General features: G+C 68.6%; 22 protein-coding genes. 11 read left to right on the top strand and 11 right to left on the bottom strand.

Annotation, left to right across the window (positions count from 1 at the left end):
* From ACWF7A_RS26500 to ACWF7A_RS26510, 3 genes are all read right to left on the bottom strand, one after another.
* A complete protein-coding gene (locus ACWF7A_RS26500) occupies positions 1–1008 on the bottom strand; it encodes an adenylate cyclase (RefSeq protein ID WP_452253192.1) in 1008 nt (335 codons plus the stop codon).
* A gap of 84 nt (positions 1009–1092) precedes the next feature.
* The gene (locus ACWF7A_RS26505; protein ID WP_452253193.1) at positions 1093–1461 is read right to left on the bottom strand and encodes a hypothetical protein; all 369 of its coding nucleotides are present in this window, start codon (positions 1459–1461) and stop codon (positions 1093–1095) included.
* Positions 1462–1512: 51 nt separating this feature from the next.
* Positions 1513–1686, bottom strand: a complete 174-nt coding sequence (locus tag ACWF7A_RS26510) for a hypothetical protein (RefSeq protein ID WP_452253194.1) — start codon at positions 1684–1686, stop codon at positions 1513–1515.
* 56 nt (positions 1687–1742) lie between these two features.
* Between ACWF7A_RS26510 and ACWF7A_RS26515 the strand changes: the two genes are divergently transcribed.
* Together ACWF7A_RS26515 and ACWF7A_RS26520 are read left to right on the top strand one after the other, a co-directional pair.
* Entirely contained in the window at positions 1743–2825 is a 1083-nt protein-coding gene (locus ACWF7A_RS26515; protein ID WP_452253195.1) for a mechanosensitive ion channel family protein, read from the top strand.
* Positions 2826–2973: 148 nt separating this feature from the next.
* Complete coding sequence (locus ACWF7A_RS26520) at positions 2974–3249, top strand: hypothetical protein (protein WP_452253196.1); 276 nt, start codon at positions 2974–2976, stop codon at positions 3247–3249.
* A 52-nt stretch (positions 3250–3301) separates the two neighbouring features.
* Here the strand turns inward: ACWF7A_RS26520 and ACWF7A_RS26525 are convergent, their stop codons facing one another.
* Together ACWF7A_RS26525 and ACWF7A_RS26530 are read right to left on the bottom strand one after the other, a co-directional pair.
* Positions 3302–6535, bottom strand: a complete 3234-nt coding sequence (locus ACWF7A_RS26525) for a S8 family serine peptidase (RefSeq protein ID WP_452253197.1) — start codon at positions 6533–6535, stop codon at positions 3302–3304.
* A gap of 251 nt (positions 6536–6786) precedes the next feature.
* Complete coding sequence (locus ACWF7A_RS26530; protein WP_452253198.1) at positions 6787–7329, bottom strand: hypothetical protein; 543 nt, start codon at positions 7327–7329, stop codon at positions 6787–6789.
* 106 nt (positions 7330–7435) lie between these two features.
* Here ACWF7A_RS26530 and ACWF7A_RS26535 point away from each other — a divergent pair, with 106 nt between their 5' ends.
* Complete coding sequence (locus tag ACWF7A_RS26535) at positions 7436–8122, top strand: hypothetical protein (protein ID WP_452253199.1); 687 nt, start codon at positions 7436–7438, stop codon at positions 8120–8122.
* 250 nt (positions 8123–8372) lie between these two features.
* Here ACWF7A_RS26535 and ACWF7A_RS26540 read toward each other — a convergent pair whose 3' ends face one another.
* Positions 8373–8792: a cupin domain-containing protein gene (locus ACWF7A_RS26540; RefSeq protein ID WP_452253200.1), complete on the bottom strand. Its 420-nt coding sequence runs from the start codon at positions 8790–8792 to the stop codon at positions 8373–8375.
* Positions 8793–8865: 73 nt separating this feature from the next.
* Between ACWF7A_RS26540 and ACWF7A_RS26545 the strand changes: the two genes are divergently transcribed.
* The 3 genes from ACWF7A_RS26545 to ACWF7A_RS26555 are packed head-to-tail and all read left to right on the top strand — an operon-like array spanning position 8866 to position 11521.
* Positions 8866–10521 (top strand): FAD-binding dehydrogenase, encoded by a 1656-nt coding sequence (locus ACWF7A_RS26545; protein ID WP_452253201.1) that lies wholly within the window; start codon positions 8866–8868, stop codon positions 10519–10521.
* A 56-nt stretch (positions 10522–10577) separates the two neighbouring features.
* The gene (locus ACWF7A_RS26550) at positions 10578–11057 is read left to right on the top strand and encodes an NADPH-dependent FMN reductase (RefSeq protein ID WP_452253202.1); all 480 of its coding nucleotides are present in this window, start codon (positions 10578–10580) and stop codon (positions 11055–11057) included.
* Positions 11054–11521, top strand: a complete 468-nt coding sequence (locus tag ACWF7A_RS26555) for a flavin reductase family protein (protein WP_452253203.1) — start codon at positions 11054–11056, stop codon at positions 11519–11521. The genes ACWF7A_RS26550 and ACWF7A_RS26555 overlap by 4 nt, the downstream gene beginning before the upstream one ends.
* Here the strand turns inward: ACWF7A_RS26555 and ACWF7A_RS26560 are convergent.
* Positions 11510–13204: an FAD/NAD(P)-binding protein gene (locus ACWF7A_RS26560; protein ID WP_452253204.1), complete on the bottom strand. Its 1695-nt coding sequence runs from the start codon at positions 13202–13204 to the stop codon at positions 11510–11512. The genes ACWF7A_RS26555 and ACWF7A_RS26560 overlap by 12 nt on opposite strands.
* A 193-nt stretch (positions 13205–13397) precedes the next feature.
* Here ACWF7A_RS26560 and ACWF7A_RS26565 point away from each other — a divergent pair, with 193 nt between their 5' ends.
* From ACWF7A_RS26565 to ACWF7A_RS26580, 4 genes are all read left to right on the top strand, one after another.
* Positions 13398–14498, top strand: coding sequence for an LLM class flavin-dependent oxidoreductase (locus ACWF7A_RS26565; protein ID WP_452253205.1), 1101 nt, complete (start codon positions 13398–13400; stop codon positions 14496–14498).
* Entirely contained in the window at positions 14495–14962 is a 468-nt protein-coding gene (locus tag ACWF7A_RS26570; protein ID WP_452253206.1) for a GNAT family N-acetyltransferase, read from the top strand. The genes ACWF7A_RS26565 and ACWF7A_RS26570 overlap by 4 nt, the downstream gene beginning before the upstream one ends.
* 179 nt (positions 14963–15141) lie before the next feature.
* Entirely contained in the window at positions 15142–17175 is a 2034-nt protein-coding gene (locus tag ACWF7A_RS26575) for a putative bifunctional diguanylate cyclase/phosphodiesterase (protein WP_452253207.1), read from the top strand.
* A 66-nt stretch (positions 17176–17241) separates the two neighbouring features.
* Positions 17242–18072 carry a S1C family serine protease gene (locus tag ACWF7A_RS26580; RefSeq protein ID WP_452253208.1) on the top strand — a complete coding sequence of 277 codons (831 nt, stop codon included), beginning with the start codon at positions 17242–17244 and terminating at the stop codon, positions 18070–18072.
* A 158-nt stretch (positions 18073–18230) separates the two neighbouring features.
* On the opposite strand, the gene ACWF7A_RS26585 is transcribed toward ACWF7A_RS26580, so the two are convergent.
* The 3 genes from ACWF7A_RS26585 to ACWF7A_RS26595 all read right to left on the bottom strand — a co-directional run bounded on the left by ACWF7A_RS26585 (position 18231) and on the right by ACWF7A_RS26595 (position 22062).
* Positions 18231–19499, bottom strand: a complete 1269-nt coding sequence (locus ACWF7A_RS26585; RefSeq protein WP_452253209.1) for an ATP-binding protein — start codon at positions 19497–19499, stop codon at positions 18231–18233.
* Positions 19500–19578: 79 nt separating this feature from the next.
* Positions 19579–20811: a class I SAM-dependent methyltransferase gene (locus ACWF7A_RS26590; protein WP_452253210.1), complete on the bottom strand. Its 1233-nt coding sequence runs from the start codon at positions 20809–20811 to the stop codon at positions 19579–19581.
* The gene (locus ACWF7A_RS26595; protein WP_452253236.1) at positions 20812–22062 is read right to left on the bottom strand and encodes an FAD-binding oxidoreductase; all 1251 of its coding nucleotides are present in this window, start codon (positions 22060–22062) and stop codon (positions 20812–20814) included.
* Between the two features lie 169 nt (positions 22063–22231).
* On the opposite strand from ACWF7A_RS26595, the gene ACWF7A_RS26600 reads away from it, so the two are divergent.
* Positions 22232–23767 carry an acyl-CoA dehydrogenase family protein gene (locus ACWF7A_RS26600; protein WP_452253211.1) on the top strand — a complete coding sequence of 512 codons (1536 nt, stop codon included), beginning with the start codon at positions 22232–22234 and terminating at the stop codon, positions 23765–23767.
* A 44-nt stretch (positions 23768–23811) separates the two neighbouring features.
* Here the strand turns inward: ACWF7A_RS26600 and ACWF7A_RS26605 are convergent, their stop codons facing one another.
* The gene (locus ACWF7A_RS26605) at positions 23812–26328 is read right to left on the bottom strand and encodes a hypothetical protein (RefSeq protein WP_452253212.1); all 2517 of its coding nucleotides are present in this window, start codon (positions 26326–26328) and stop codon (positions 23812–23814) included.
* Positions 26329–26508: the final 180 nt, after the last annotated feature.

Below are 26508 nucleotides of genomic sequence, written 5' to 3' on the forward strand. Positions count from 1 at the left end.
TCATTCTCCTGTCTCAGGGAGGGCGAACGGGCGGAAGACCCGTGGGCCGTAAAGCTCTTCGAGCAGGTCGTCGTACTCACCGATGAGGTCGGCGACGTCGGGCCTGCGATGTGGTCGCTCCTGCAGACACCCTCTGGCGAAGGCGATCTGCCGATGTTCTTCGTCCTGCAGCAACTCGGCCATCAGCGTGTGTGCCATGTGGACGTCCGTCGCCGCCGTGACCGGTTCGCCTGCCACGACTTCCGGCGGGTAGGCGATGGTCTTGCTGGTCGCCAGGAGCCGCTGCCCCGACTCGACGGCGAACGACCAGCCGACGAGCACGATGCCGTGCTTTTCCGGGTGCACCAGGACGTTCTCGGCGGTGACGGCCCCGTGCACCAGACCGATCTGGTGCGCGCCGGCCAGCGCCTTGAGCAGCCTTCGGTGCATCCACGCGTAGTCGCGTCCGTCCAAGCCCCGGGGAAACGCCCGCTGAACGTCCTTCAGCGTCACGAAGCCGTCGAGCAGCGGGTCGAGGACCGTGAACGCCCTGGAGCCCTTGGCGACCTCACCGGACGTGTCGAGCAGCCGCGGGTAGAAGGCCCGCAACCACTGGTTCCGGTCGGTGAAGCGTTCCAGTGCCCGCAGCGCCTGCCACTCGCCGTGCAGCAACGGGGTGAGCGCCGGGTTGCGCACGACCTTGACCACGTACGGCCCGTCCGCCTCGTAGAGGTTGGCGACGCTGCCGACCGCGAACGGCTCCCCGATGCGGTAGGCGCCGGTCCTGGTCCTCAGCTCGACGGTCGTGCCGTTGGTCCACTCGTGGTGCAGGCGGGTCAGGTTCGCCGACGCCGCGTGGGCCCGCGTGTCGGCCGGTCCGACCACGTCGGGGTGCAGCACCGAGGCCAGCGCGTGGTAGCGGCGCCGGACCTCCTTGCGCTTGCCGGGGTCGGTGCTGCGAGGCCCGAACAGGGCCTCGGCCGACGCGGCGCGCTCGACCAGGTCCAGCGCCTCCGATGTGGTGAACATAGTTTGAGTCTTGCAGACTCAAACTAGGAACGCAAGAAGTAATGGTAGCTGTGACTCAAACCTCGGTGGACTGCTCCGCGTCGCCTACTTCTCCGGCTGGACCGCGGAACTTCCCCGCCAAGCCAGCCAGTCCGCCATCACTTCCCTGACCCCTTCGAGAACCGGACCTCCCCCAGCTTCGGCCAGCCCGGCCATCAGTGCTTCGACGGTGTCCCGATCCAGAGAAAGCGTCAGGAAGCCCTCTGGGTCCACCGGGACCACCTGAAGATCAACGCCTGCCTTCTCGACAGCGGAGACCACCAGAGGAACTTGTGCGGACGTCATTCCCGGAAGGTCGACGCTCCAGTAGTACGGCTCTTCTTCTGCCATGTCGGTCAGCACCCACGCATCCCTCGTCGAGTCATGCCCCCTCAGCTGACCTACCACCCTGCCGACGGCGGCCGCGTCGTCCACGACGGGCACCAGGAAGACGTCGCCGTCCCGCACCTGTCCGCCGCCGACCGGTCAGTCGATCCGCTCGGCCGCGTCCAGGAGGTACGGGGACAGCTTCGACCTGGCCGCCTTCACGTCGGCCTGCGGAGCCGTCAGATGGATGTAGGCCGCGTTCGCTTGCGCGTCGTACGTGACCCGGACGTTCGCCATGGCGGACAGTCTCGCACCGCCCGTGAGCCGTCTCATGGTGTCCCGCACCCCGGACGCCGGGTACCCCGCCTCGATACCAGGAGGAGGGAAACGTGCTGTTCGTCGTCATGGGCTGCTCGGTGGCCTTCGCACTGCTCGTGGTGGAGGTGGTCCACCGGCTCGTCCGCCGCTTCACCCACAGCGGCAAGATGTACCGCCCAGGCCAGGTGTTCGGAGCGTTGCTGGCCGCGCAGATAAGCCTGAGCGTCTATCCGGTGGACGCGCCGGTCGTGCTGCACGTGCTGGGCATCGCGCTGATCCTCGCCGGCGCATGGCTGCTGTCGGCGCTGATCAGCACGCTCGTGGACATCTCGTTGTCGCGGATTCGCACGGACGTCACGGACAACCGGCACGCGCGGCGGGTGCACACGCAGGTCGTGCTGGTGCGGCGGCTGGTGCTGGTGGTCATCGGCGTGCTGGCCGTGGGCGCGATCCTCATGACGTTCCCCGGTGCACGGGCGGTCGGGTCCACTGTGCTCGCTTCCGCCGCCGTCATCGGTGCCGTGGCGGCGTTCTCCGCGCAGTCGTTGCTGGGCAACCTGATCTCGGGGCTGCAGATCGCGTTCAGCGACGCGGTGCGGCTCGACGACGTTGTCGTCGTCGAAGGTGAGTGGGGGCGCGTCGAGGACATCACGCTGACGTACGTGGTGCTGCACCTGTGGGACGACCGGCGGATGGTGCTACCTACGTCGTACTTCCTGAAGACGCCCTTCGAGAACTGGACGCGCACGCAGTCGGCATTGCTGGGGACCGTGGAGCTCGATCTGGACTGGACGGTGCCGGTCGAGGCGATGCGGCAGGAGATGCGGTCCATGCTGGAGGGCAGCGACCTCTGGGACGGGCGGGTGTCCGTTCTGCAGGTCACGCAGGCCACGCAGGGGTTCGTGCGGCTGCGTGCGCTGGTGAGTGCCGCGGACGCCGGCAAGCTCTGGGACCTGCGGTGCCTGACGAGGGAGCACCTGGTGGACTGGGTGCAGCGGCAGCACGGTGGCGCGTTGCCGCAGATCCGCACCAAGGCGGTGACCGGCGTGAAGAAGGCGCAACCCGCCGGTGACCAGCACACGGACGCTCGGGTGTTCGGTGAGAGCGCGGACGGGACGCTGCGGGAGCAAGCGTTTGCGGGACCGAAGCAGTGATCGGCCGGAATCAGCGTGCAACCGCCCGCGGGGGCCGTTCCGTCCTGGAGACATGAGAAGACCGCTCGCCGTCGCGTTTTGCGCGCTGGCTCTCGGCAGCTGTGGTACGAACGGGTCTCCAGCCGTGCCCTTGGCGGAGGTGCCGATCGTGTCCTCAGCAAAGCCGGACAAGCTCCGGATCGAGCAGGCGAAGCGCGACGGCCACCTCACAGTGCCACTGATGATCTCCGTGCAGCAGGGACGCGACGAGGAGGTCGAGCAGGCACTGGAGAAGCTGGGCGCGACCGTCGAGTCGCGGGATCCCAGAATCGGCTACCTGCGGGCCGAGATGCCGGTCGACAAGGTGGAAGACGCGTATCTGATCAGCGGTGTGTCCAAGGTGGATGTGGACGAGCCGCTCGGCAACAAGCTCCCTGAACCGTAGAAAGCCCCAGGATCTCGTGGACCCTGGGGCTTTCTGCGTTGCTACGAGCTGACTAGCTGACTGCCTGGATGATCACGGCACCGCCACCGACGACGGTGTTGTCCGCCGTGCGCACCTCGAGCTCACCGCGCAGCACGCGGCCGGCACCGGGCTGGCCCTGCGGCGTGATGACGCCCGTGGCGTTCCACGACGCACCGGCGGCGCGGTCGGCGTTGCTGTCCGTGACGGTCAGCGTGCCGAGACCGGCCGAGGTGAAGACGTCGAAGTAGTCGAACGCCGTGGTGCCCGCGGGCACCGCGTAGCCGTCCACCAGCGCGACCCAGTTGCCGGCGGCCGGGTTGGTGATCGTCACCGACTCCTCGGAGTCCGCGTCCGCCGACTGACCGGCGAGCACGCAGCTGCCCGTCGTGCAGTTGTAGACGGACAGGTCGAGGTCAGCGCCCTGGTCGGCAGTGCTGCCGATCTTGACGGTGAGCTTCGACGCGCCGGCCGAGACGGCGATCGGGTACTGCTGGGACTCCAGGTTCGCGATCGTCGGACGGAGCTGCTTGGCACTGCCGACAGCGCCCGCCGCGAGCCGGCCGTTGAAGCTGGCCAGCGCGTTCGTGACGGTGTAGGAGCGCTCGATCGGGGTGCCCAGCGTGCCGGACGCGATGGTGTCCGGGTTCGGGCTGATCGTCGCGCCGAGCACGGACGCGGTCACCGAGTACGGCGCCACGTCGGCGTCGGAGGTGCGGCGCGCCTCGATCACGATCTCCCAGACACCGGCCATCGGGCTGGCGACCGTGCGGCTGGTCGGCGTGCCACCGGCACAACCGGCACCCGCGTCGGGGTTGTAGCAGTTGGTCGACGTGTTGCTGTCGAAGCCGACGCCCTGCGGGGTGTAGCGCAGGAAGCGGACCTGGCCCTTGCCGGCCTCGGCACCGCCACCGGCCAGGTCGACCTTCAGCGCGGTCGTGCCCTTGGGCACGTTCACGAAGAGGCTGGTCGACTGGTTGCGGGCGATCGTGCCCGACTTGGTGACCGAGAACTTGTTGGCGGCGTTGAAGTTCTCCGCCGCGAACACGGTGTTCAGGGTCTGCACGTCGACGCCGGGGGTCTCCGGGTTGTCGAGCTGCAGGACGGCGCTGTGCACGCCCGCGGTCTTGGCCTTGACCTTGACGGCGAACTGGACGGGCGTGTTCAGCGGCAGGTCGACCTTCTTCGGCGCCGTGAACGTGCCGTCGTTGCCCTTCCACGAGACCTTGTACGTCTCGTCGTCGTGGCCCGTGGTGCGCGTCAGCGTGTAGGTGCGGGTGTACTCCTGGCCCGCGGTCACGCCTTCACGGTCGTGGATGCCGACACCGACGTTCGGGGTGGCCAGCAGTCCACTGAGGACGGTGTTGACCGCGACGGACGTGGTGACCTGGTCCGGCACGGAGTGCTTGTCCAGCAGCTTCCACGCGGCGTTGGTGTTGAAGAGACCCGCACCCTGCTCGTAGGCACCGAGGGTGTCCACGTAGCTCGCGCTGCGCTGGATCGCGTAGCGCAGCTCGGCGCTGGTGGGCTTCTGGCCGTCGTGCGTGGCCTTGTACGCGCTCACGAGCAGCGCGGCGGCACCGGTCGCCTGCGGGGCGGCCATCGACGTGCCGTTGAACTGCGAGTAGCCGGGCGGGAGGGCGTAGGTGCCCGTCACGGGGCCACCGGGCTGCCAGCGCGGCGTGGTGGAGATCGCCGAGCCGGGCGCGACGATGTTCGGCTTGAAGCCGCCGTCCTCACGCGGGCCGCGCGACGAGAAGCCGTGCAGGTTCTGCTTCTGCGCGGTCTTCGAGCCGTAGTTGGAGAGCCAGGTCTCCTTGGTGATGTACGAGCCGACGCTCACCGCGTCCGTGGCGACCGACGGGTCACCGACGGTGTTGGCGCCCGCGCCCGAGTTGCCCGCCGAGATGAAGATCTGGACGTTGTACTCGTTGATCGTGCGGTTGTAGAGCTCCGCACGGGCGTTGTTGCCGTCGTTGAGGGCCGGGAGGCCACCGATGGAGATGTTCACGACGTCGGCGCCGTTGCGCGCGGCGTAGAGGACACCGTCGATGAGACCGGAGCTCGTGCAGGACGGCGTGGAGAGGCAGGCCTTGATGGCGATCAGCTTCGCGCCGGGCGCGGCACCGGCCATCTTGCCGTCGAACATCTTGTTGGCGGCCGTGATGCCGGCGACGTGCGTGCCGTGCGCGGCACCTGAGATGCCCAGGTTGACGTACGGCGTGCCCGCGTTGTCGTAGATCGACCGGTCGGTCTGCACGACGAACGAGATGCGCTCGACGACGGGGGTCGCGGGGTTGTCGGTACCGAAGTAACCGACGTCCTTCTTGACCTTGTAGTCGATCATGCGCTTGTTGTTGGTGAAGTCACCGTCACCATCGACGTCGACGAAGACTTCCTTCGTCGTGATGTCCTGGATGACGCCGAACGAGTCCGTGCGGTCGCCGTCGCGGTTGATGTCACCGCCGGTCTCGCTGTTGGAGAGGTTCAGGTCGCCCGCGGTCTCGCTGAAGAGGCCGAAGGAGTACGGGCCACCGGTGGCCGGCGCCTTGTACGTCTTGCCGCCCTCGATGAACGTGCCGGTGCGGCCGGTCTTGGTCATGGTGACCCAGGTGCCGTCGCCGGAGTTCGTGGCGTTCGCGTTGTACCAGTCGATGATCTTGCGCTCACCGGTGCTGGTCGTCTGCAGGGCGGGCGTGTCCAGGTCGATGCCGGAGTCGATCACGGCGATCGTGGTGCCGCGGCCGTCCCACTTCGGGTTCGCGGTGGCGAACTGCGCCGCCTGCGTGTCCTGCGTCGGCATGTACGGGTTGACGCGCGGCGTCTTCGAGTCCGGCGCCTTCTGCGGAGCGGGCTGCTCCATGCCTTCGGGACGCGGGTTGTCGAGGGCGACGAGACCGTCGACGTCCACCGTGCTGACCGAGGCCAGCTTGGCAGCCTTCGCCGCGTTGTCACGCGGGATGGTCACCTTGATGTAGTCGACGTCCTTCTCGGTCTTCTGGACCGTGGCGCCGAGCGCCTTGAGTTCGTTGACCGCGGCGTCGGTCTTGCCGTCCTCGGCTGCGACCAGCAGGTCGACGGTCGGCTTGCCCTCGCGGGCGGCCTGGTCGACGAGCGCCTTGTCGGTCTTGTCCAGCTGCTTGTCAGCGGCCGGCTGCTGCTGCGGTGCGTTCTGCGCGATGGCAGGGGTGGCGGCGAAGCCGAACCCGGTAGTGCCCAGCACCGCGGTCAGCAAGACCGTTCCGGTGCGGCGTCTCCAGTTCTTCACGGCGCATGTGCCCTTCGTGGGGTAAAGAGTGCTCCGAAGCACATCTCTTCGCCTCGCGAGGGGCAATCGTCTTCCCGGAGTATTCTCCGGATCCACATTGGACTGTTCAGTCTCTTGAAAAGGCGCGCCTTTAGTGCTGCACGTTTCTTTTCTGCAACGGAACGAGCAACCTCCCTCCAGTCAAGAGCTGATAGAGGGGAATGTCAAGGCTGCGTCAACGGTGAACGATGTTGGCGTGTAACGGGTTCCGGTCAGCGGACGATGGACCGATCGCTATTTCCGCCCATTAGCTCACGCAATCTCGTTCGCAGCCGACCGACGATCCCCTGACGGGTCGCGAGCGCTTTGGGCTGCGCTCCGCACTCCGGACACATCGCCCGATGTGCGGCGAGTGCCTGCTGGAGTTCCGTCACGTGCTTCGCGGTCCGTCCGGGCACCGAGTCCTTTTTGATCGAGAGCAGGCTCAGCTCGGTCAGCCGCGTCTTGCCCCGGCGGAGCTCGACCGTGGGCGCGATGGTGTGGAAGAAGATCAGGTTCCGTTTGCGCGCGAGCACGATGCCCTCGACGTCACACCATTCGAGGACGGTCTGGCGGTCGAGGCCGTTCGACGTGATGCCCTGCTCGGTGAGCTTCGTGCCCATGTCGAAGGTCCGCCACGCCACCGTGGCGCCCATGAGGAACCACAGGCCGCCGAAGACGTAGGCGTACCAGGGGCCGTCCTTGGCCGCGAGCGGCCCGACGGCGGCCACGGCGATGCCGAGGCCGAACAGGACCCATCTCCACCTGGTGTGCATGTCTCCCTCCTGTGTACCCGATCCTGTCTCTTCAACGCGCCAGGACCTCAGGCTGTTGAAGACCATTCGGCAGGACTGAGGACCGGTCAGGCGCTACCTTGCGCCCATGGACCTGAAGCCGGTCGCCGACGAGCTCTACGGCCTGCCTCCGAAGGACTTCACCGCGGCCCGCAACGCCGCGGCCAAGCAGACCGACGACAAGGACCTGGCCAAGGCCATCCAGGACCTCCGCAAGCCCACGGTGGGCGCCTGGGCGGTCAACAAGCTCGTCCGGGACGCACCGGAGGGCCTGGAGGAGGCCCTGGGGCTCTCCACCGCCCAGCTGACCATGCGCGAGCTGGGCCGCAAGCGCAAAGAGCTCATGGAGGCCCTCGTCTACCGCACCCTGGAGCTGACGGGCCCGCTCGCGGACGACGCCGTCACGCAGGTGCGCAACACCCTCACGGCCGCGATGGCCGACCCGGAGTCCGCCGAGCAGGTGCGGCACGGGCACCTCACCAAGGGTCTCGAGTACTCGGGTTTCGGGTTCGCGCTGCCGGCGCCGGAGCCCGCGCAGGACGGCGAGGACGCGCTCGCCCGCAAGCGCAGGGAACGGCAGGAGCGCAAGCGCGCCGAGGCCCAGCAGGCGGTGGACGAGGCCGAACAGGCCGTGGGCGAGGCCCAGGCCGACCAGCTGGCCGCGCAGCGGGCGTTCGACCGCGCCGCGGAACGGCTGGAGGACGCCAAGCGCGTCACGTCGGCGGCCGAGAAGGCCCGCAAGGCCGCCGAGCGCCGGCTCAACGACCTGTCCTGAGGCGGAACCTGAAGACGAGCTGAAGGAATTGAGCCTGGTCACAGTCAAAGCCGACCGGAACACAGCGGTCCGGTTGTACGTTCAACAATGTGGTTGGCCGCTGGCGCTCGAGCTGCGCGCCGGGGCGATCCGACACCCCCAGGTCGGAAAAGCCCTTCCGCAGGTGTCGCGTGCTCGCGCCGCGGTCGACCCGCCGTCGGCCGGCACTCCGGTAAACCCCCCTCACCGGTAGTGGCGGTCGGCGGCACCCTCAGAGGTTGTGCTGGTCGTGGCGCTCGTAGAACGCGACGACCTCCTCCTCGGACAGGTCCTTCACGCCTGCGACCTCCAGGAAGAAGTTCTCGCGGGCGATGCCGGGCGAGAACAGGATCAGCATCCGGGCGGGAGCGTCGCCGTCGTTGCGGAACGCGTGCGGGCGGTTCGCGGGCACGTACAGGAAGTCGCCCTCGCCGGCGCGCACCCACTCGTCGCCGTCCAGCAGCGTGATCTCGCCCTCGAGCACGTAGAACGACTCCGAGAACGTCTTGTGGAAGTGCGGCCGCGCACCGGGCCCGCGGGCCTCCATCCGCCACTCGAACAGGCCGAACTCGCCGTTCGTCACGGAGCCGGGAGCCACGAACCGCGCGGTCCTGGTCGCGAAGCCCACCTCGGACACCGGCCGGAAGCTCATGCGAACACTCTCCCCAAAAGTGAAACTGACTCAGGTCTCGTGCGTGACCTGGGCACGCCACTAGACTCGCCCGATGGCACATGACGCGGATGTCATCGTCGTCGGCGCGGGCCTCGCAGGTCTCGTCGCGACCGCAGAGCTCGCGGACGCGGGTCGCAAGGTCATCCTCCTCGACCAGGAGCCGGAAGCGTCGCTCGGCGGTCAGGCGTGGTGGTCGTTCGGCGGGTTGTTCATGGTGGACACCCCCGAGCAGCGCAGGCTGCGGGTCAAGGACTCGCACGACCTGGCGCTGCAGGACTGGATGGGCTCCGCGGCGTTCGACCGCGACGACGACCACTGGCCCCGACTGTGGGCACAGGCCTATGTGGACTTCGCCGCCGGCGAGAAGCGCTCCTGGCTGCACGACATGGGGGTCCGCTGGTTCCCGTTCGTGCAGTGGGCGGAGCGCGGCGGCTACCTGGCGGACGGGCACGGCAACTCGGTGCCGCGCTTCCACGTCACGTGGGGCACCGGGCCGGGCATCGTCGAACCGTTCGAGCGCCGGGTGCGGGAGGGTGTCGCGAAGGGACTCGTGACGCTCAAGTTCCGCCACAAGGTCACGAGCGTCGACGTCACGAACGGCGTGTGCGACGGCGTGTCCGGTGACGTGCTGGAGCCGTCGTCGGTCGAGAGGGCCGAACCGAGCTCGCGGACCGCGGTCGGCGAGTTCTCGCTCAGGGCGCAGGCCGTGATCGTCACGTCCGGCGGCATCGGCGGCAACCACGACCTGGTGCGCAAGAACTGGCCGGAGCGGATGGGGAAGCCGCCGAAGTTCATGCTCGCCGGCGTCCCGGACTTCGTCGACGGCTCGATGCTCGAGATCACGCAGAAGGCCGGCGGCGCGATCATCAACGCCGACCGCATGTGGCACTACCCCGAGGGCATCGCGAACTACGCGCCCGTGTGGTCGCGGCACGGCATCCGCATCCTGCCCGGCCCGTCGCCGCTGTGGCTCGACGCCGACGGCAAGCGGCTGCCGATCCCGCTGTTCCCCGGCTTCGACGCGCTGGGGTCGTTGCAGCACATCACTTCCCACGGCCACGAGCACTCGTGGTTCGTGCTGAACAAGCGGATCATCGGCAAGGAGTTCGCGCTGTCGGGCTCCGAGCAGAACCCCGACCTGACGGGCAAGGACACCAGGGCCGTCCTCAAGCGCGCGCTGCCGGGAGCCGTCGCGCCGGTCGAGGCGTTCGCGCAGAAGTCCAAGGAATTCATCCAGGCGGGCACGGTCGCGGACCTGGCTCGCGGCATGAACGCGCTCACCGGCGACAGCAGGATCGACGCGGCCGCGCTGGAGAAGACGATCGTCGAGCGCGACCGCCAGGTCACCGCGGGGCTGAGCAAGGACATGCAGATCAACGCGATCCGCCAGACCCGCAACTTCCTGACGGACAAGCTGATCCGCGTCGTCGAGCCGCACCGGCTGCTCGACCCGAAGGCCGGTCCGCTGATCGCGGTCAGGCTCTCGGTGCTCACCCGCAAGACGCTGGGCGGCCTGCACACCGACCTGTCGTCGCGGGTGCTCGACACCTCCGGCGAGGTGCTGCCGGGCCTGTACGCCGCCGGTGAGGCCGCGGGATTCGGTGGCGGTGGCGTGCACGGGTACCGGGCGCTGGAGGGCACGTTCCTCGGCGGCTGCCTGTTCTCCGGGCGGGTCGCCGGACGTTCCGCAGCAGACGCGGTCAAGTAGTTCTCGCGTGGTGGACGCGGGTTGACGGTCCCCGGGCTTGCGGCTGTGCTGGAGGCATGACGCAGATCGGTGTTCTGGTCGGCAACCCGCGGCCCGCCTCGCGCACGTCGCAGGCGGCCCTGGCCCTGCGCGAGGCGCTCGCCGCCGCGCTGGGCGTGCCCGTCGAGGGGCCCGTCGTCGAGGCGGCGGACCTCGCTCCCGCCGTGTTCACGGAACCCGAGACGATCAAGGCCGCGCTGGCGTCGCTCGGTCAGGCCGAGGTCCTGGTCGTGGCGACTCCGACGTACAAGGCCGCGTACACCGGGCTGCTGAAGGCCGTGCTGGACCAGGCCCCGCCGGGCTGGTTGAGCGGCAAGCTCGTGGTCCCGCTGCAGATCGCGGCGGCCGACAAGCACGCCCTGGCCGTCGAGGTGCACCTGCGGCCGGTGCTGGCCGAGCTGGGAGCCGTTGTGCCCCAGGCCTTCTTCCTCACCGAGTCGGCACTTCCCGCCGACGCTGCGGACTTCGACCTCGACGCGCTGAAGGTGCTGCGATGAAGGAACGGCTGCGCGACGCGTTGAAGCACCACGCCCAGGCCGTCACGATCGTCACGGCCACCGGCGCGGAAGGCCCGGTCGGCACGACGGTCTCCTCGTTCACGTCGGTGAGCTTCGAACCGCCGCTCGTCGTCGTGTGGATCGGCGAGGGCGCCTCGGTGTGGCCGGTGCTGCGGACCGCTCCCCTGTTCGCCGTGCACCTGCTGGAGGCCGCGCAGACCGGGCTCGCCGACCTGTTCGCCACCAAGGGCGTCGACCGGTTCGGGCCCGGCACCCGCTGGCAGGAGGACGACGACGGCGTGCCGTGGCTGCTGGACGCACCGGTCCGGTTGCGGTGCAGGACCTCGCGGCGGATCGCGGTCGGCGACCACGTGGCGCTGGTCGGGGAGCCGTTGGACATCACGCACTCCGACATCGCCACGCCCCTGGTGCGGCACCAGGGGCGCTACACCTCAGTCGCCTAGCACCGACAGGATCTCCCGCGCCAGCACGTCGTTCTGCCGGAACGCGGGCGCGTTCGTCTGAGGCCGTGCGAACGCCGCGAACGCCTTCCCCGTCGTGTAGGGCCCGACCGCGAACCTGGTCGGGTCCTCGTCACCGTGCTCGTTGATCAGACGGCCGACCGGCGACACCCGCACCAGTCCGGCGGCGTCCTCGGAGACGTCGCCGACCGCGCGCAACGACCTCAGCACCGGGTCAGCCGTGCGCGACAACGAGTGCGTGGGCAGCCGGGCCTCGATCAACCCGTTGGCGCGCAACACGTCCGGCGTCGTCGCGCTGCCCGCCACGAAGGCGTCCTCCTCCGCGTCCACCCACATGTCGGCGCCGAGGAACCGCACGATCCCCGCGCGCGACAACGCCAGCAGCTCCTCCAGCCGGTCCGGCGGCGGGCCCGAGGCCAGGTAGCTGAAGTAGCCGTGCCACCAGCCGTCGAACGGCATGAGGCCCGCCAGCTGGCCGTAGACCGACAGCAGTGCCAGGAACGCCCCCAGGTCGGCGCTGTGCCGGGGGTCCGAGCGCCGGGTGACGTCCGCCTCGACGTACGCGCGCAGGTGCTCCTGGAACTCCTCGGCGGTCGCGAACGTCACGCCGGCCAGCGGGCGGTCGAGGCGTTCGAAGTCGATGCGGTCGGCCGGATCGGGCACGGCGAGCTCTTCCAGCTCCCGCATCTCCTCGCTGTACCAGGGCAAGGCGGTGAACGAGGCGGCGAACTCCACGAACGGCATCCGCACCAGACCGGGGTGGCCGGTGAACAGCTCGTGGTAGTGGCCCCACGCGATCTCCTTGGCCATCAACGGCCACACGTCGCCGCGGAAGTCCAGTTCCTTTCCCTGCAAGGTGTCCGCGACGAAGAAGTGCGGCAACGCCGGGCGCGTTCCCTGCAGCCGGTAGCCGGTCTTCGAGTGGTACGGGACGCCACGGCGTGAGCCCACGTACAGCGTCGGCTCCAGACCCGATGGCACGTAGGAAAGTCCCTCCGGGCCGCGCACGTACCGGCCGCCGCGCCCCTCGGTCAACAGCACCATCAGGTCGATGAACGCCAGCCCGAACCCGCGCAGCACCACGTCACCGGACACCGCCGACAGGTCCGCGTCGGCCGAGTACAGCGGCGGCACGTAGGTCAGGCCGTGCTCCGCCGCGTGCTCGGCGAGCTTGCGGTGCTCGGGTTCGAGCTCGGCGTCGAGGTGCCCCAGCGCGAGCACGAGCACGTCCGCGTTCAACGACTCCCCGTTGTCGAGCCACACCCGGTTGCCGACGACCTTCAACGCCGTCGCCCGATGCACGGTCACAGAGATGTTCGGAGGCAGAGATTTCCTGACGTGGTCGAAGAACCACTCCAGGTACCGGCTCTGCACCTGACGTGACGGGAACGCCGTCGGGTCGACGTCGGTCCACTCGGCGAGCGAGGGACCGGGACGGATCGGGCCGGCACCGTCGAACGACGAGTCCGTGAAGACCGTCACGTCCTCGGCCATGGAGTTCATGCGCAGCAACGGGGATTGGGCGTGCCGCCACACCCGGCCCGCGCCGGGCGGGAACGGGTCGACCACGTGCACGGCCAGCGGCACCGTGGGCGACTGGGCGGCGATGCGTTCCAGCAGGCCGGCGGCACGAGGGCCGCCACCGATCACGACGAGTGAGCGCATGCGCGTCTTTCCGTTGGAGGACAACGAGAAACGAGCCGCGCCCCTCAACGCGAACACCACCACGGTACCCCGCGCGTGCAAGCAAATCCCGCTCTGTGGACGTCGTTGCGACTTCCCCGGCCGAGGTGTGCACTCGAAGGCGCGCCTCCCTCAACGCGCCCCCACTCCCACTACCAGTTCTGGGGATTCGGTCATGCCAGTTGAGTTTCTCGGGATCGCCGCCACGAACGACGGATCGGAAACGACGCCGCGCTCGTCCAGCGGCGCGTTCGACAAGGACTACACGCTCAGGCTCGCCAGGGCGCACGAGGAGCACGGGTGGGACCGCGTGCTGTTCGCGTACGGGTCGGGCGCGCCGGAACCGTCGGCGGCGGCCGCCTACCTCGCCAGCAAGCTCGACAAGCTGCAGATCCTGCTGGCCCACCGCCCGAACGTCAGCTACCCGACGTTCGCGGCCAAGACGTTCGCGACGCTCGACCAGATCAGCGACGGCCGGCTGACCGTGCACTTCATCACCGGCGGCACGGACCACGAGCAGCAGCGCGAGGGCGACTACCTGTCCAAGGACCAGCGCTACAGCCGCACCCGCGAGTACATCCAGATCGTCAAGAAGGCGTGGACCAGCAGGTCCGCGTTCGACCACGACGGCGAGCATTACCACTTCGCGGACTTCGTGAGCGACGTGTTCCCCGTGCAGCAGCCGCGCCCGAACGTGTCGTTCGGCGGTTCCTCGCCCGCGGCCTACGCGGCGGGTGGCGCGGAGGCCGACATCTTCTGCCTGTGGGGCGAGCCGCTGGCCGAGACCGCGCAGCAGATCGAGTCGGTGAAGCAGGCCGCGAGGGACGCCGGACGGACCGACGTGCCGCGCATCCAGGTCGCGTTCCGGCCGATCATCGCGCCGACCGAGGAGCTCGCCTGGGAGAAGGCGCACCGCACGGTCGACCGGATCGAGGCGCGCAAGGCGAACGGGCCGTTGAGCCGCCGCCATTCGCTGACGAACCCGGAGAACACCGGGTCGCAGCGGCTCCTGGCCGTCGCGGAACGCGGTGAGCGGTTCGACCGCGCACTGTGGACGCCCACCGCGAAGGCGACCGGCGGCGCGGGCAACTCCAACGCGCTGGTCGGCACGCCCGAGACCGTCGCGCAGGCGTTGCTGGACTACTACGACCTGGGCGTCGACATCCTGTCCGCGCGCGGCTACGACCTGCTCGACGACGCGATCGACTTCGGCCGGTACGTGATCCCGATCGTGCGCGAGGAGGTCGCCAAGCGCGACCGGGCGAACGCCGCATGACGACTCTCGAAGTGCGCCGCGTCCGGCAATCGGATCCGGAAGCGGCGCCATTGGTCGCTGAGCTCACGTACGAATACACGTCTCGTTACGGTCCGATGGGCGCAGAGGAGATGCAACGACCGGCGGACGTGTTCGAACCGCCGAACGGACAGTTCCTCCTGTTGATGGAATCCGGTGTGGCCGTCGCCGGTGGTGCGTTCAAGCGGTACGACGCCGAAACAGCCGAGATGAAGAGGATTTGGACCCATTCGCACCACCGCAGGCGTGGATTGGCGCGCCGGGTGCTCGTGGAGCTCGAGAACGAGGCAAGAACGTTTGGGTACAACAGGATCTACCTCACCACCGGGCCGCGCCAGCCGGAGGCGAAAGGGTTGTACCTGGCGACTGGTTACACACCGTTGTTCGACGTGGAGACAGACCCCCTCACAATTGGCCCGCTAGCCTTCAGCAAGGTGATTCATTAGTTCAAACGAGTGAATTCGTGGTCGATCCGTCGATTCCTGACCGGGATTCGAGGTTCGGTTGGACAGGTTCTGACTGATCAGTAAGCTTGCCGGTTGGACCCACTCCCGGTGGGCTACCTCGTCAGCCGCTCAGCAGTTCACCCCGGTCTCCACGAATGGCCACCTGAAGCTGAATGAACATGGTCGACAGCCGAGAGCCCGCCGTTGCATGGGCAGCGGCGATCTCCACCACCCTCGTCGCGAACTTCACGCGCGAGAAGCTCGAGCGACTGCTCGCGAGCTACGTCGAGCAGTTGCTCAGCGGTGGTGTGCGCGAGGCGCGGCAGATCGGCCGGTCGATGGTCGAGCACGACTTCATCGCCTCCGCGACGCTGGAGCAGTCGCTCACGATCCTCAGTGAGCGCACCCCGACCACGCCTGCCCAGCTCGCGGCCCTTGCCGCCGGGTACGCGGAGGGGCTGCGCGACCGCACGCTCGACCAGCAGGAGCTCAGCCGCACGGCCGCGATCACCACGATGCGCCAGGCGGAGGCCGCCGTCAGGGCGAGCGAGGCGAAGTTCCGGGCGATCTTCGAGAGCGCGGCGTTCGGCATCGTCGTGAGCGACCTCAAGGGCGAGATCATCGACGTCAACGAGGCGTTGCTCGCGATGCTCGACCACAAGCACGACGACGTCCGCAAGATGAGCGGCCGCGACTTCGTGCACCCGGACGACCGGGAGGGGCTGCGGCAGCTCACGAAGCAGCTGATCGCGTCCGAGCACGACAACATCCGGGTCGAGAAGCGGATGGTCCGCAGCGACGGCGAGACGATCCAGACGCACATGGCGATCTCGGTGGTGCGCGAGGAGGACGGCACGCCGCCGTACCTCGTCACGATGATCGAGAACATGAGCGAGATGCGCGCGCTGCAGTCCCAGCTCGTGCGGCAGAGCCTCAACGACGTGCAGACCGGCCTGCCGAACCGCGCGCAGTTCCTCGGCTGGCTGGAGGGCGCCGTCGGGTCGAAGGGCCCGGAGACGCTCGCGCTCGTGCAGGTCGACATCGACGGGTTCCGCGGCATCAACGACGCGTTCGGGCACGAGACGGGCAACCGGGTGCTGATGCACGTCGCGACGCACCTGCGGGCGGTGTTCCCCGAGGAGGTCGCCAAGGTCGCGCGCATCGGCGAGGACGAGTTCGGCGTCCTGGTCCGGGACCCGCGCGACACCACCTCTGTGATCGCGCTGGTCGACGAGTTCACCGCGCTCCTGGAGGAGGCGACCTGGATCGGCGGCCACGGCGTCGGCGTGACGACCAGCATCGGCATCGTCCCGCGCGCGGCCCGCGGCGGTGACGCGGCGGACCTGCTGCGCGCGGCGGACGTGACGGTCACCTGGGCCAAGCGCGACGGCAAGGCGCAGTGGGCGTTGTACGACAAGGAACGCGACCAGCGCGACAAGGAGAGGTACGCGCTCGCGGCGTCGATTCCCGGCGCGCTGGAGGAGAACCAGTTCCGCATCGACTACCTGCCGGTGCGCTCGCTGGCCGACTCCTCGGTGCTCGCCCTGGAAGCCAAGATCGTCTGGGACCACCCCGAGCGGGGCGTGCTGTGCCCCGAGATGTTCCTGGGCCAAGCGACCGGCAACGGCATGATCGTGCGGCTCGCGCGCTGGGCCCTCGAAGAGGCGTGCACGCAGATGAACGAGTGGCACCAGGCACTCGGCTCCCGCACGCCCCAGCTGACGATCGACCTGCCCCTGCGGCTCTGCCAGGAGCCCGAGCTCGTCGCCGAGGTCGTGCGCGTGCTGGACCGGACGGGCCTGCCCACGTCGTTGCTGCGCTTCGAACTGCACGAGCACGTCCCCACGTTGCTGAACGACGACCAGCTCGAAGAGCTCACGATCCTCACCGAGCGCGGCATCGGCCTCGTGGTCGACCAGGTGAGCGGCGGCAACGTCGGCGTCGGCCGGCTGCGCGTGCTGCCGTGGAGCGGCCTGAAGTTCAACAGCGCCGTCGCCCACGCCTTCAGCGCCGAAGCGCTCCGGATGGAGGAGACCGCCGCCGTCGCCCTGCTGCAGTGGGCGGCGATGCTGCGGCTGCCGCTGTACGCCGACGGGGTGCGCACCGCCGCCGAGGCGTCACGGCTGGCGGAGCTGGGCGTGACGGGAGCACAGGGCCCGTACTTCGGCCCCGCGCTGTCCGTCTCAGAGATCTCCTCGCTGCTTCTCAGCTAGTTCTTATCAGGGTTTTCGAGGGTTTCGGCACAGGTTGCTCACAAGGTCGGGGTCCATCGTGGAGTCATGACCGAGCAGAGCTTCCCCGCGATGAGCGGGTCACTGGTGGAACCGCAGCCCGCCGTCGTCGCCCCGAAGTTCTGGCGCCGCACGGCCCCGATGCTCACGGCCGCGGCACTCGTCGCCGGCCTGTTCGGAGGCGTCACCGGAGCGGTGATCGCCTCGCCGGACAGCACCCCCACGTCGACCTCCGTCTCCGCCCAGACGATCTCCAACACGTCCACACTGGACTGGAGCAACGTCGCCACCGACGTGCTGCCCTCGGTGGTGCAGGTGAACGTCGGCAACGGCCTCGGCTCCGGCGTGATCCTCTCCGCCGACGGCAAGATCCTGACCAACAACCACGTCGTCGCCTCCGCCGGCGGCCAGATCACGGTGAAGTTCAACGACGGCCGCGAGCTCCCCGCCACCGTCGTCAACACGGACGCCACCTCGGACCTCGCCGTGCTGCAGGTCTCCGGCGCGTCGGGCCTGACGCCGATCAAGTGGGCGGACTCGGACTCGGTGAAGGTCGGCGACGCGGTGATGGCCATCGGCTCGCCGTCCGGCCTGCAGGGCACCGTGACGACCGGCATCGTGTCCGCGCTGGACCGCAAGGTGACCGTGCCGGGCGAGACCCGCCGCTCGTCTTCCGTGTCGTACCAGGCGATCCAGACCGACGCGTCGATCAACCCCGGCAACTCCGGTGGGGCGCTGGTGAACGCGGCCGGTGAGCTGGTCGGGATCAACTCGGCGATCTACTCGCCGGCGTCGAGCAGCGGGGAGGCCGGGAGCGTGGGGATCGGGTTCGCGATCCCGTCCAACACGGCCAAGCAGATCGTGAGCCGGCTGAGCTAGTGGTGTGGCTCGGAACGTTGCCGGGGGAATTCCCGGTCAGACGGGTGCATCGTGGTGTCGCCCCCACGTCCTCGTACTGGTTGTACGGGACGTGGGGGCGACACCGCGAGGTGCCCTGCTGAGCGTGGATCACCTCGCCGACGTTCCGAGTCACACCACTAGGTGGTCCAGAGGGCCGAGATCGGTAGGCAGGTCATGCCGTCGCCGAAGCTGCCCGAGAACTCTCCGGAGTAGAGCACGAAGCCGGCGAGGAACCTGTCACCCAGACGTCGTTGCAGCAACCGCAGGCCGCGGAAGTCGTCCGTCCGGACGGACTCCGCGGCCTTGACCTCGATACCGATCACATGGCCGAGATGGTCCTCCAGCACCGCATCGACCTCGTATTGATCGCGATCGCGGTAGTGGTGCAGAGTCGCCCGTGTCTCCGACCACGTGAGCTGACGAGCGAGTTCCCCCAGCACGAAGTTCTCCAGCAGCGCGCCCTCGTCGGCACCGAGGTGCGCGGCGATCCCGGAGTCGACGAAGAGCACCTTCGGCGTCGCCACCGCACGGGTCGTGGCTTTGGCCGACCACGCAGGCACCGTTCGCACGAGGTAGATCGTTTCGAGGATCTCCACGTATCGCTTCACCGTGTTCGTGCTGAGCCCGAGTTCGCCGGCGAGCCGGTTGAAGCTCAGCATGCCCGCTGTTTGCGCAGCAAGGAGCGACATCAGCTTGCGCATGTCGCTCGCCTTTTCGATGTCGGCGACCTGCTTCACGTCGCGCGCCATGAGGTCGGCCAGGTACCCCTCGAAGAACTTGGTGCGACGTCGGGGGCTTTCGCGAAGCAACGCTTCCGGATAGCCCCCGCGCCGTGCTCGTGCCAAGTAGTCCTTCTTGCGCAGCTCATGCCACTCGGCGCGCAGCTCTGGGCCTCGCACGAAAGCCGAGTCCACGAACCCGTCCGTCGTGCCGTCGATCTCGCCCTGCGACAGCGGCCACAGCTCGACCGTCTCCGAACGGCCAGGCAGGGCATCCGGCAGTTCCTTCAGAGCCAGCAGCCGGGCCGAGCCCGTGAGCAGGAACCTTCCAGGTCGCGGATCCCGATCGACCGTGTGCTTGATCTCCAGCCACAGGTCGGGCACGCGCTGCACCTCGTCGATCAGCAGCAGGCCGTCGTGCTGAACGAAGGCGCCGGGGTCTGCCTCGGCGATCGCGCGAACCGGTCCCTGGTCCAGGTACCGGGCGGCTCCACCGTGCTGGCGGAGCACCTTCTCGGCCAAGGTGCTCTTACCAACCTGACGCGCACCGTTCAGCACTACGACGCGCGTGTCCAGCAACGCCTCGGCCACGAGCTCCGCCGCACGTCGAGGGACATAGTCAACAGCTTCCCTCATCCCTTCACCATACCGGTCGAATGCACATCTGCCGAACTGCTCACTGCACATCTGCCGAGTTAGCTGCTGCACATCTGCCGAACCGCACACTGCACATCTGCCGAAGATCACTCTTGAGGTTTGCCGAAGATCAGGACAGCCAGTCCGGGCGCAACGGCATGTGCGACGTCGTCCCGTCCAGCTTCACCCCGAGGATCTGGTGCAGCTGGATGTTGTTGCGCTCGAACCCGAGCCGTGACGCCGCCAGGTACAGCCGCCACACCCGGGCCCGGGCCTCCCCGACCTCCTCCACGGCCTCGTCCCAGTGCGCCTCCAGGTTGCGGCCCCAGGCGGCGAGGGTCAGGGCGTAGTGCTCGCGGATGTTCTCCTCGTGCCGCACCTCGAACCCGGCGTCGTGCATCTGCGACACGAGGTGCCCCGGCCCGACCAGTTCGCCGTCCGGGAACACGTACCGGTTGATGAACGGCCCGGACAGGGCTCTCTGCTTGTTGTCCGGACGGGTGATGCAGTGGTTGAGCAGCCGCCCGCCCGGCTTCAGCTTCCGGTACAGCGACGTGAAGTACGCCGGCAGCTGCGCCTTGCCGATGTGCTCGGTCAGGCCGATCGACGACACCGCGTCGAACCCCGTCTCGCGCACGTCGCGGTAGTCGAGGTGCCGCACCTCGGCGAGGTCGGACAGGCCCGCCTCGACGATCGCCTTCTGTGCGAACTCCGCCTGGTTGCGCGACAACGTCACGCCGATCGCGCGCACGCCGTACTCGCGGGCGGCGTGCATGACCATGCCGCCCCAGCCGCAGCCGACGTCCAGCAGCTTCATGCCGGACTTCAACCCCAGCTTGCGCGCCACGAGGTCGTGCTTCTCGAACTGCGCTTCTTCCAAAGTGGACTCGAGAGTCGGGTAGACCGCGCACGTGTAGGCCATCGACGGGCCGAGGACCCACGCGTAGAACTGGTTCGAGACGTCGTAGTGGTGGGCGATGGCCTGCGAGTCGCGGGCCTTCGAGTGACGCATGCCGTGCAGGCGGGTCTCCTGCGGCGGAGGCACCACCTTGTGCGAGAACCGGATCCGCCCCAGGAACCGGAGCAGCTCGACCCGTTGCAGCACGGGCAGTTCGCGCAGTGAGAACTCGGAGAGCTGGGAGAGACCGGCGTGCACGTCGCCGAGTATCTCCAGGTGACCGGTCACGTAGGCGCGGGCGAGGCCGAGCTCACCTGGCGCGGAGGCCAGGTAGGACAAGGCTTCCGGCGTCCTGATGTCGATCGAGACCGGAGCGGAGTCAGGCCCGGCGGCACTGCCGTCGTAGGCCTTGAAGCGAACGTCGTTGCCACCGGTGATGCGCTGGAAAATGGAGGCCAACCGCATTCATCGTCCCCTGACACACTTGGCGTACAGATCAGGCAGGCGGTTCGTCTGGTCGTACCGGGCCTTCACGGACCGGTAGTGCGAACCGTTGTAGTGCCGCCAGAACTCGTCCTCGGTGTAGTAGGAGTCCGAGTACAGCGACTTGTGGCCGCCCAGCCGCGCCACCTCGCGCTCGATCAGCCGGTTGCGGTCACCCATCTTCTCCCCCGGTCGTACCGGGACCTCCGACCAGAAGCCGACGTTCACGTACAGCTTGTCCGCGTCCATCGGGTACAGCGGCCAGCCCGCGTTGTCACGCAGGCGGACCGGGCACAGCCACACCGGCGAGATGCCGATCTCGCGGTCGAAGAAGTCGAGGAAGTCGGCGAGTCCCCCGATCGGGATCTCGACGTCCTGGATCACCGGCTCGACGTCCGTGCGCGGCCGCAGCTGCCGGTGTTTGGCGACCAGCTTGCGGTACACGTCCGAACGCAGGTAGCGCTTCGGCCACATGCGACGGACGACCGGGTTCTGCGCGCCGAACGCCCGCGAGCACCAGAACCAGTCGGTGTCCCAGCGCCACAGGTAGTCGTGGATCGTGAGGTGGTCCGTGCGGCGCTTCTGGATGGACCGGTAGTAGATCTGGTTGCCGGTGTAGTCCGACGTGTAGGGCGCGATGTCGGCGTAGTGGCCCAACGTCAGGTACATCTCGCCCCGGGAGAACACGGTGCCGTCGACGAAGTCCGCCGAGCCGTCCTCGCAGACCTCCTCGATGACGGCGGCGCACTCCTCGAACGAGCCGAACGGCACGTGCCGCAGGCGGACGTACTGGCGCACCGGCTCCAGCTCGATCTCCAGGCGCAGCGCGTAGCCGAGCGTCCCGTAGGAGTTGGGGAACGCGCGGAACAGGTCGTCGTCCGGTTTGGCGACGACCACCTCGCCGTCGCCGGTGAGGATCTCCAGCTCCCGCACGGACTCGTGCGGCAGCCCGTTGCGGAAGGACGAGGACTCGATGCCGAGTCCCGCCACGGCACCGCCGATGGTGATGGTTTTGAGCTGCGGCACCACTAACGGCATCAGGCCGTGCGGAAGTGTCGCGGCGACGAGGTTCTCGTAGGTGGTCATGCCCTGCACCTGTGCGGTGCGTCCGACCGGGTCCACGGACAGGACCTGGTCGAACCTGCCGACGTCGAGCCCGCCGGCCTGGTCGGCCCGGAACCGGAAGAGGTTCGACGTCTTCTTCGCGAGCCGCACTGGCGCACCTTCGCGCATCGCGGCGTACTGCGCGCTCAGCGCAGCCACGGCCGAGCTGTGCCCATGGTCACTCACCAGAACGACGTTATTCCTCGTCACCGCCGTTGTCGCGCCCAAAAGCCCGAATGGGCCAGCGATCTTTCCGCGCACCCTGTCCGAAGTTACTTGCGAGTAGTAACGTGCGGGCATGGCAACGCACGAGGTGACCAACCAGGTTCCGCCGCTGAGCGGTCACGACGTCGCGGACGACCCTGCCCTGCTCAGCTGGGTCGACGACGCCGAACTGCACACCCTCGGCAGGCTCGCCGGCAGCCACGAGTGGCAGGAGCACGGCAGGCTCGCAAACGCTTTCCCGCCCGCGCTGCACACGCACGACCGCTATGGGAACCGGATCGACGAGGTCGAGTTCCACCCTGCGTGGCACGAACTGATGAACGTCGCCGTTTCGCACGGTTTGCACGCCTATGTCGACGGTGGGCACTTGGAGCGCGCGGCCAGGTTCTACGTGTGGTCCCAGGTCGAGGCCGGCCACGGATGCCCGATTTCGATGACTTACGCGTCCGTGCCCGCTTTGCGCGCGGCGCCGGAACTGGCCGAAAGTTACGAACCCCTTCTCACCGCACGGAACTACGACTACGGGCTCAAGGCGCCGCTGACCAAGCAGGGCCTGATCGCCGGCATGTCGATGACCGAGAAGCAGGGCGGGTCGGACGTCCGCGCGAACACCACGGTCGCCCGGGCCGTCACCGACGGCTACGTGCTGACCGGGCACAAGTGGTTCACCTCGGCGCCGATGTCGGACGTGTTCCTGACGCTCGCCCGGACACCCGCCGGGCTGACGTGCTTCCTCGTGCCGCGGGTGCTCCCGGACGGCACGCGCAACCGGTTCTTCCTGCAGCGCCTCAAGGACAAGCTGGGCAACAAGTCCAACGCGTCCGCCGAGATCGAGTACGACGAGGCCTTCGCGCACCGGGTCGGCGAGGAGGGCCGCGGGGTGCGGACCATCATCGAGATGGTCAACATGACCCGCCTCGACTGCATCCTCGGCACGGCGGCGGGCATGCGCCTCGGGCTGCGGCAGGCCGCGCACCACGCCGCGCACCGCAAGGCGTTCGGCAGCTACCTGATCGACCAGCCCGCCATGCGCAACGTGCTGGCGGACCTCGCGATCGAGTCCGAGGCGGCGACCACGACCGCGATGTGGCTCGCCGAGCACCGGCCGCGGCTCGGGCTCGCGGTCGCCAAGTACTGGGTCTGCAAACGCGGCCCGGTGCACGCGGCCGAGGCGCTGGAGTGCCTGGGCGGCAACGGCTACATCGAGGACAGCGGGATGCCGCGACTGTTCCGCGAGTCGCCGCTGATGTCGATCTGGGAGGGCTCCGGCAACGTCGCCGCGCTCGACGTCCTGCGCGCGATGAAGAAGGAACCCGAGTCGGTGCAGGAGTTCCTCGCCGCCGTCAGCGGGGTCGACCGGCGGGTCGACGAGGCGTTGACCGAGCTGGGCACCGCACTGTCCGATGTGGACGAGTCGCAGGCCCGGCGGGTCGTCGAGAAGATGGCGCTGATCCTGCAGGGTGCGTTGCTGGTGAAGCACGGGCATCCCGCGGTCGCGGACGCGTTCCTCGGGTCACGGCTCGGCGGCGACTGGGGAGTCGCGTTCGGCACGCTCCCCAGGTCGACCGACTTCGCCTCGATCATCGACCGCGCGGTGCCGAAGCTCTAGGCCCTGTCCTGCAGGTCTCGGCCGCGACGGTCGCGGCCGAGGGCCTAGGCGGGGCACCCGTTCGGCAGCTTCGGCGAGTCCGGGCCGTAGAGGTCACCGGTCAGGAACACGCACGTCGGCTGCTGCTCGAAGTCGTGGATGTTCGCGATCTCCAGGATCGTGAAGTTCCGCGTCTCCCCTACCCTCGACGCCTTGAAGTTCGTGCGTCCCGTGGCGCCGAAGTACTCCAGCTCGCGCAGCTCACCGGCGATCGCGCCGCGGTGCGGGGTGCCCCCGGCCAGCCGGGCCTGGGCGTTGCCCACGGTGTCGAGGAACAGCCCGGCCGCGTCGTAGGCGACCGCCATGTGCTCACCCGGCCACGGCTTGGCGGGCCGGTCCTCCGCGGGCAGCCCGGACTCCTGGATCTCGGTCGCCAGCCTGCTGTACCCCGCGCAGAAGGCGTCGAGCGGCAGGCCGCCGCGCACCTTCTGGTCGGGCCTGCCCTCCACGCACGACTTTCCGGCGAGCACGACGAGCCCGGCCATGCTCACGTACGACACGCGCATGCCCGCCAGCGAGTCCCGCGTGCGGCTGGCCTTCTGCGCGATGAACCGGATGATCGCGTCGTCAGCCAGGATGCGCGGCAGGCGGTTCTTGTCGTAGCAGTCCTTGCCGACGGCCTGCAGGAACTCGCCGAAGTGCTCCTCACGGCCCGCGAAGAACACCAGCTCGCTGGAGTGGTCCTCGACGCACTGCGACGGCACCTCCTGCGGGCTGTTCACCCACTCGAGCGCCTCGTAGGGCACCTTCTCCCTGCCCAGCTCCTGCCCCAGCACGTTCACGAGGTTGTCGAGGTAGACGTCCGTGCCGCCGAGTCTCGGGTGGCGGATCACCACCTTGGTCGCGCCGACGTGCTGCGCGTACCTCCTCACGAGGTCGGCCTGCCGGACGTTGCCGGGGATGAGCTGGAAGTACGTCGTCGAGAGCTTCGGCAGTGACGCCTCGGTCAGCGTGGTGCCGATGGTCGGCACGCCGAACGACCCGAGCGCGCTGATGACCTTCTGGGTCTGCTCGACGCTGCGGTCGAGCCCGACCACGCCGATGATGCTGGGGTCCTTCTCCAGCAACGGGATCAGCATCTCCGACAGCACGTCGTCCGCGCGGCCCATCTTGCCGCCGCCGTTCGCGACGACGACGCGCAGCAACGGCCCGGAGCTCGACCTGTCGTTCTGCTGCCGTTGCTTGAGCAGCATTCCCTCCAGCTCCTCCGCGCGGGAGTGGTCGGCGTCGGGGTTGCTGTCCTTGTGGGTGAGGCTCGAGAAGTAGAGCAACGACACGAGCGGGCGCGCGGGCTCCGAGTCGTGCAGCCGCTCCGCCTCCTCGTTCTGCGCGAACACCGCCTGCTGCGTCCACCGCAGCCGTTCGTTCGAGCCGAAGACCTGACCGCTGTTGTCGCTGTAGCCCAGGCACTCGACGTTGCCACCGACGTCCATCAGCCGCGTCGACACGCCCGGTGAGATCGCGGCGCCGACGATCGAGCAGTTCGCCCGCACGTTGTTCTGCACCGCCACGAACCCCGGCACGAGCAGCACCAGGACGACGGCCGCGATGATCGCCTCCAGCCGCCGCGACTTCGCGAGCCACCGCACCGGGGCCGCGGTGAACGCGGGCACTCCCTTCCACTTCTTCTTCTCGGGGTTCGGGAAGGGCAGCTTGATCATCAGGTAGCGGGCGTCCGGGGCGAGCATCTGCCGTTTGCGCGGCAGCTCCTCCCGCCAGGTCGTCAACGCCTCCGCGGTCTCGTCCGGCGCGACCGGCGTGGTGCCGAGCCGCCCCGACAACGCCGGCTGGACCGAGCTGGCCGCGATCACCAGCAACGGGTCGAGCTCGCCCGTCTCGTTGCGGACGTCGTTGATCAGCTCCAGCAGCTCCCAGCCGCCGTTGTCCTCGGTGACGCCGTCGAGCAGCACGGGGATGTAGGCGGTGCGTCGCCACCCGGCCCGGCGCGGCGTGAACCGGCGGCGGCGCCGGTAGGAGATCCGCAGGTCCTCCAGGAACGCGTGGACGAGCAGCAGCTTGATCTGTTCCTCGTTCTCCGACTCGCGGCGGCCCAGCGTGAGGCGCTCGGCGAACCCGAAGAACTCGATGGAGTGGTTCGGCAGCGCGAAGTTCTGCCCGCGCATGAACCACTTCGACTCGCGCGCGAGCCCCGGCACCCGCCTCGCGAGCCACCGGAAGCCCACCTTGCTGCCGATCCACGCGACGAGCCCGAGCCCCAGCCTCGTCACGAGACCCGGGATGAACGCGTCGACGGCCCGGTTGACCGACTCGCCGTCTTGCGGGGTCCTGCCTGTCCAGTGCCGCAGCAGCTCGATGACGCTCGCCCGGTCGTCACGGCCGGGTTTGCGCGGCAGCCGCTTGCTCGTCAGCCAGTCGACGAGCCGGTAGTGGTCGAACCGGGTCAGCCGTTCGGTGCCGACGTGGACCTCGGACAACTGCCGGCTCAGGACGTCCAGCAACGGCAACAACGGCGGTGTCTCGCGCGCTTCCGGTGGCCATCTTTTGTCAACTTCCGCCCGCACGGAGGACACGTCGACATAGGCGTGCGGTATTGCCGGGCGCCCCTCGTCGAGCTTGTGCTCGAGAGCGCGCAGAAATGGCGTCGGACTGGCTTCGCTCTCCAGGTAGAGCAACGGAAGTGGCTGGTCACCGACTACTTCCTCGGTCTTGCTCCGGTAGAAGAAACCGGGCCGGTCACAAAG

It is taken from the genome of Lentzea sp. NPDC055074 (genome assembly GCF_053608005.1).

Excerpts from the sequence above, each read along its gene's own strand:
- ACWF7A_RS26560 (WP_452253204.1), bottom strand. The coding sequence starts at position 13,204 with ATGCGCTCACTCGTCGTGATCGGTGGCGGCCCTCGTGCCGCCGGCCTG.
- ACWF7A_RS26555 (WP_452253203.1), top strand. The coding sequence starts at position 11,054 with ATGAAGGAACGGCTGCGCGACGCGTTGAAGCACCACGCCCAGGCCGTC.
- ACWF7A_RS26550 (WP_452253202.1), top strand. The coding sequence starts at position 10,578 with ATGACGCAGATCGGTGTTCTGGTCGGCAACCCGCGGCCCGCCTCGCGC.
- ACWF7A_RS26570 (WP_452253206.1), top strand. The coding sequence starts at position 14,495 with ATGACGACTCTCGAAGTGCGCCGCGTCCGGCAATCGGATCCGGAAGCG.
- ACWF7A_RS26585 (WP_452253209.1), bottom strand. The coding sequence starts at position 19,499 with ATGTGCAGTGAGCAGTTCGGCAGATGTGCATTCGACCGGTATGGTGAA.
- ACWF7A_RS26565 (WP_452253205.1), top strand. The coding sequence starts at position 13,398 with ATGCCAGTTGAGTTTCTCGGGATCGCCGCCACGAACGACGGATCGGAA.
- ACWF7A_RS26500 (WP_452253192.1), bottom strand. The coding sequence starts at position 1,008 with ATGTTCACCACATCGGAGGCGCTGGACCTGGTCGAGCGCGCCGCGTCG.
- ACWF7A_RS26540 (WP_452253200.1), bottom strand. The coding sequence starts at position 8,792 with ATGAGCTTCCGGCCGGTGTCCGAGGTGGGCTTCGCGACCAGGACCGCG.
- ACWF7A_RS26590 (WP_452253210.1), bottom strand. The coding sequence starts at position 20,811 with ATGCGGTTGGCCTCCATTTTCCAGCGCATCACCGGTGGCAACGACGTT.
- ACWF7A_RS26580 (WP_452253208.1), top strand. The coding sequence starts at position 17,242 with ATGACCGAGCAGAGCTTCCCCGCGATGAGCGGGTCACTGGTGGAACCG.
- ACWF7A_RS26575 (WP_452253207.1), top strand. The coding sequence starts at position 15,142 with ATGGTCGACAGCCGAGAGCCCGCCGTTGCATGGGCAGCGGCGATCTCC.
- ACWF7A_RS26595 (WP_452253236.1), bottom strand. The coding sequence starts at position 22,062 with ATGCGCGAAGGTGCGCCAGTGCGGCTCGCGAAGAAGACGTCGAACCTC.
- ACWF7A_RS26530 (WP_452253198.1), bottom strand. The coding sequence starts at position 7,329 with ATGCACACCAGGTGGAGATGGGTCCTGTTCGGCCTCGGCATCGCCGTG.
- ACWF7A_RS26600 (WP_452253211.1), top strand. The coding sequence starts at position 22,232 with ATGGCAACGCACGAGGTGACCAACCAGGTTCCGCCGCTGAGCGGTCAC.
- ACWF7A_RS26535 (WP_452253199.1), top strand. The coding sequence starts at position 7,436 with ATGGACCTGAAGCCGGTCGCCGACGAGCTCTACGGCCTGCCTCCGAAG.
- ACWF7A_RS26545 (WP_452253201.1), top strand. The coding sequence starts at position 8,866 with ATGGCACATGACGCGGATGTCATCGTCGTCGGCGCGGGCCTCGCAGGT.
- ACWF7A_RS26510 (WP_452253194.1), bottom strand. The coding sequence starts at position 1,686 with ATGAGACGGCTCACGGGCGGTGCGAGACTGTCCGCCATGGCGAACGTC.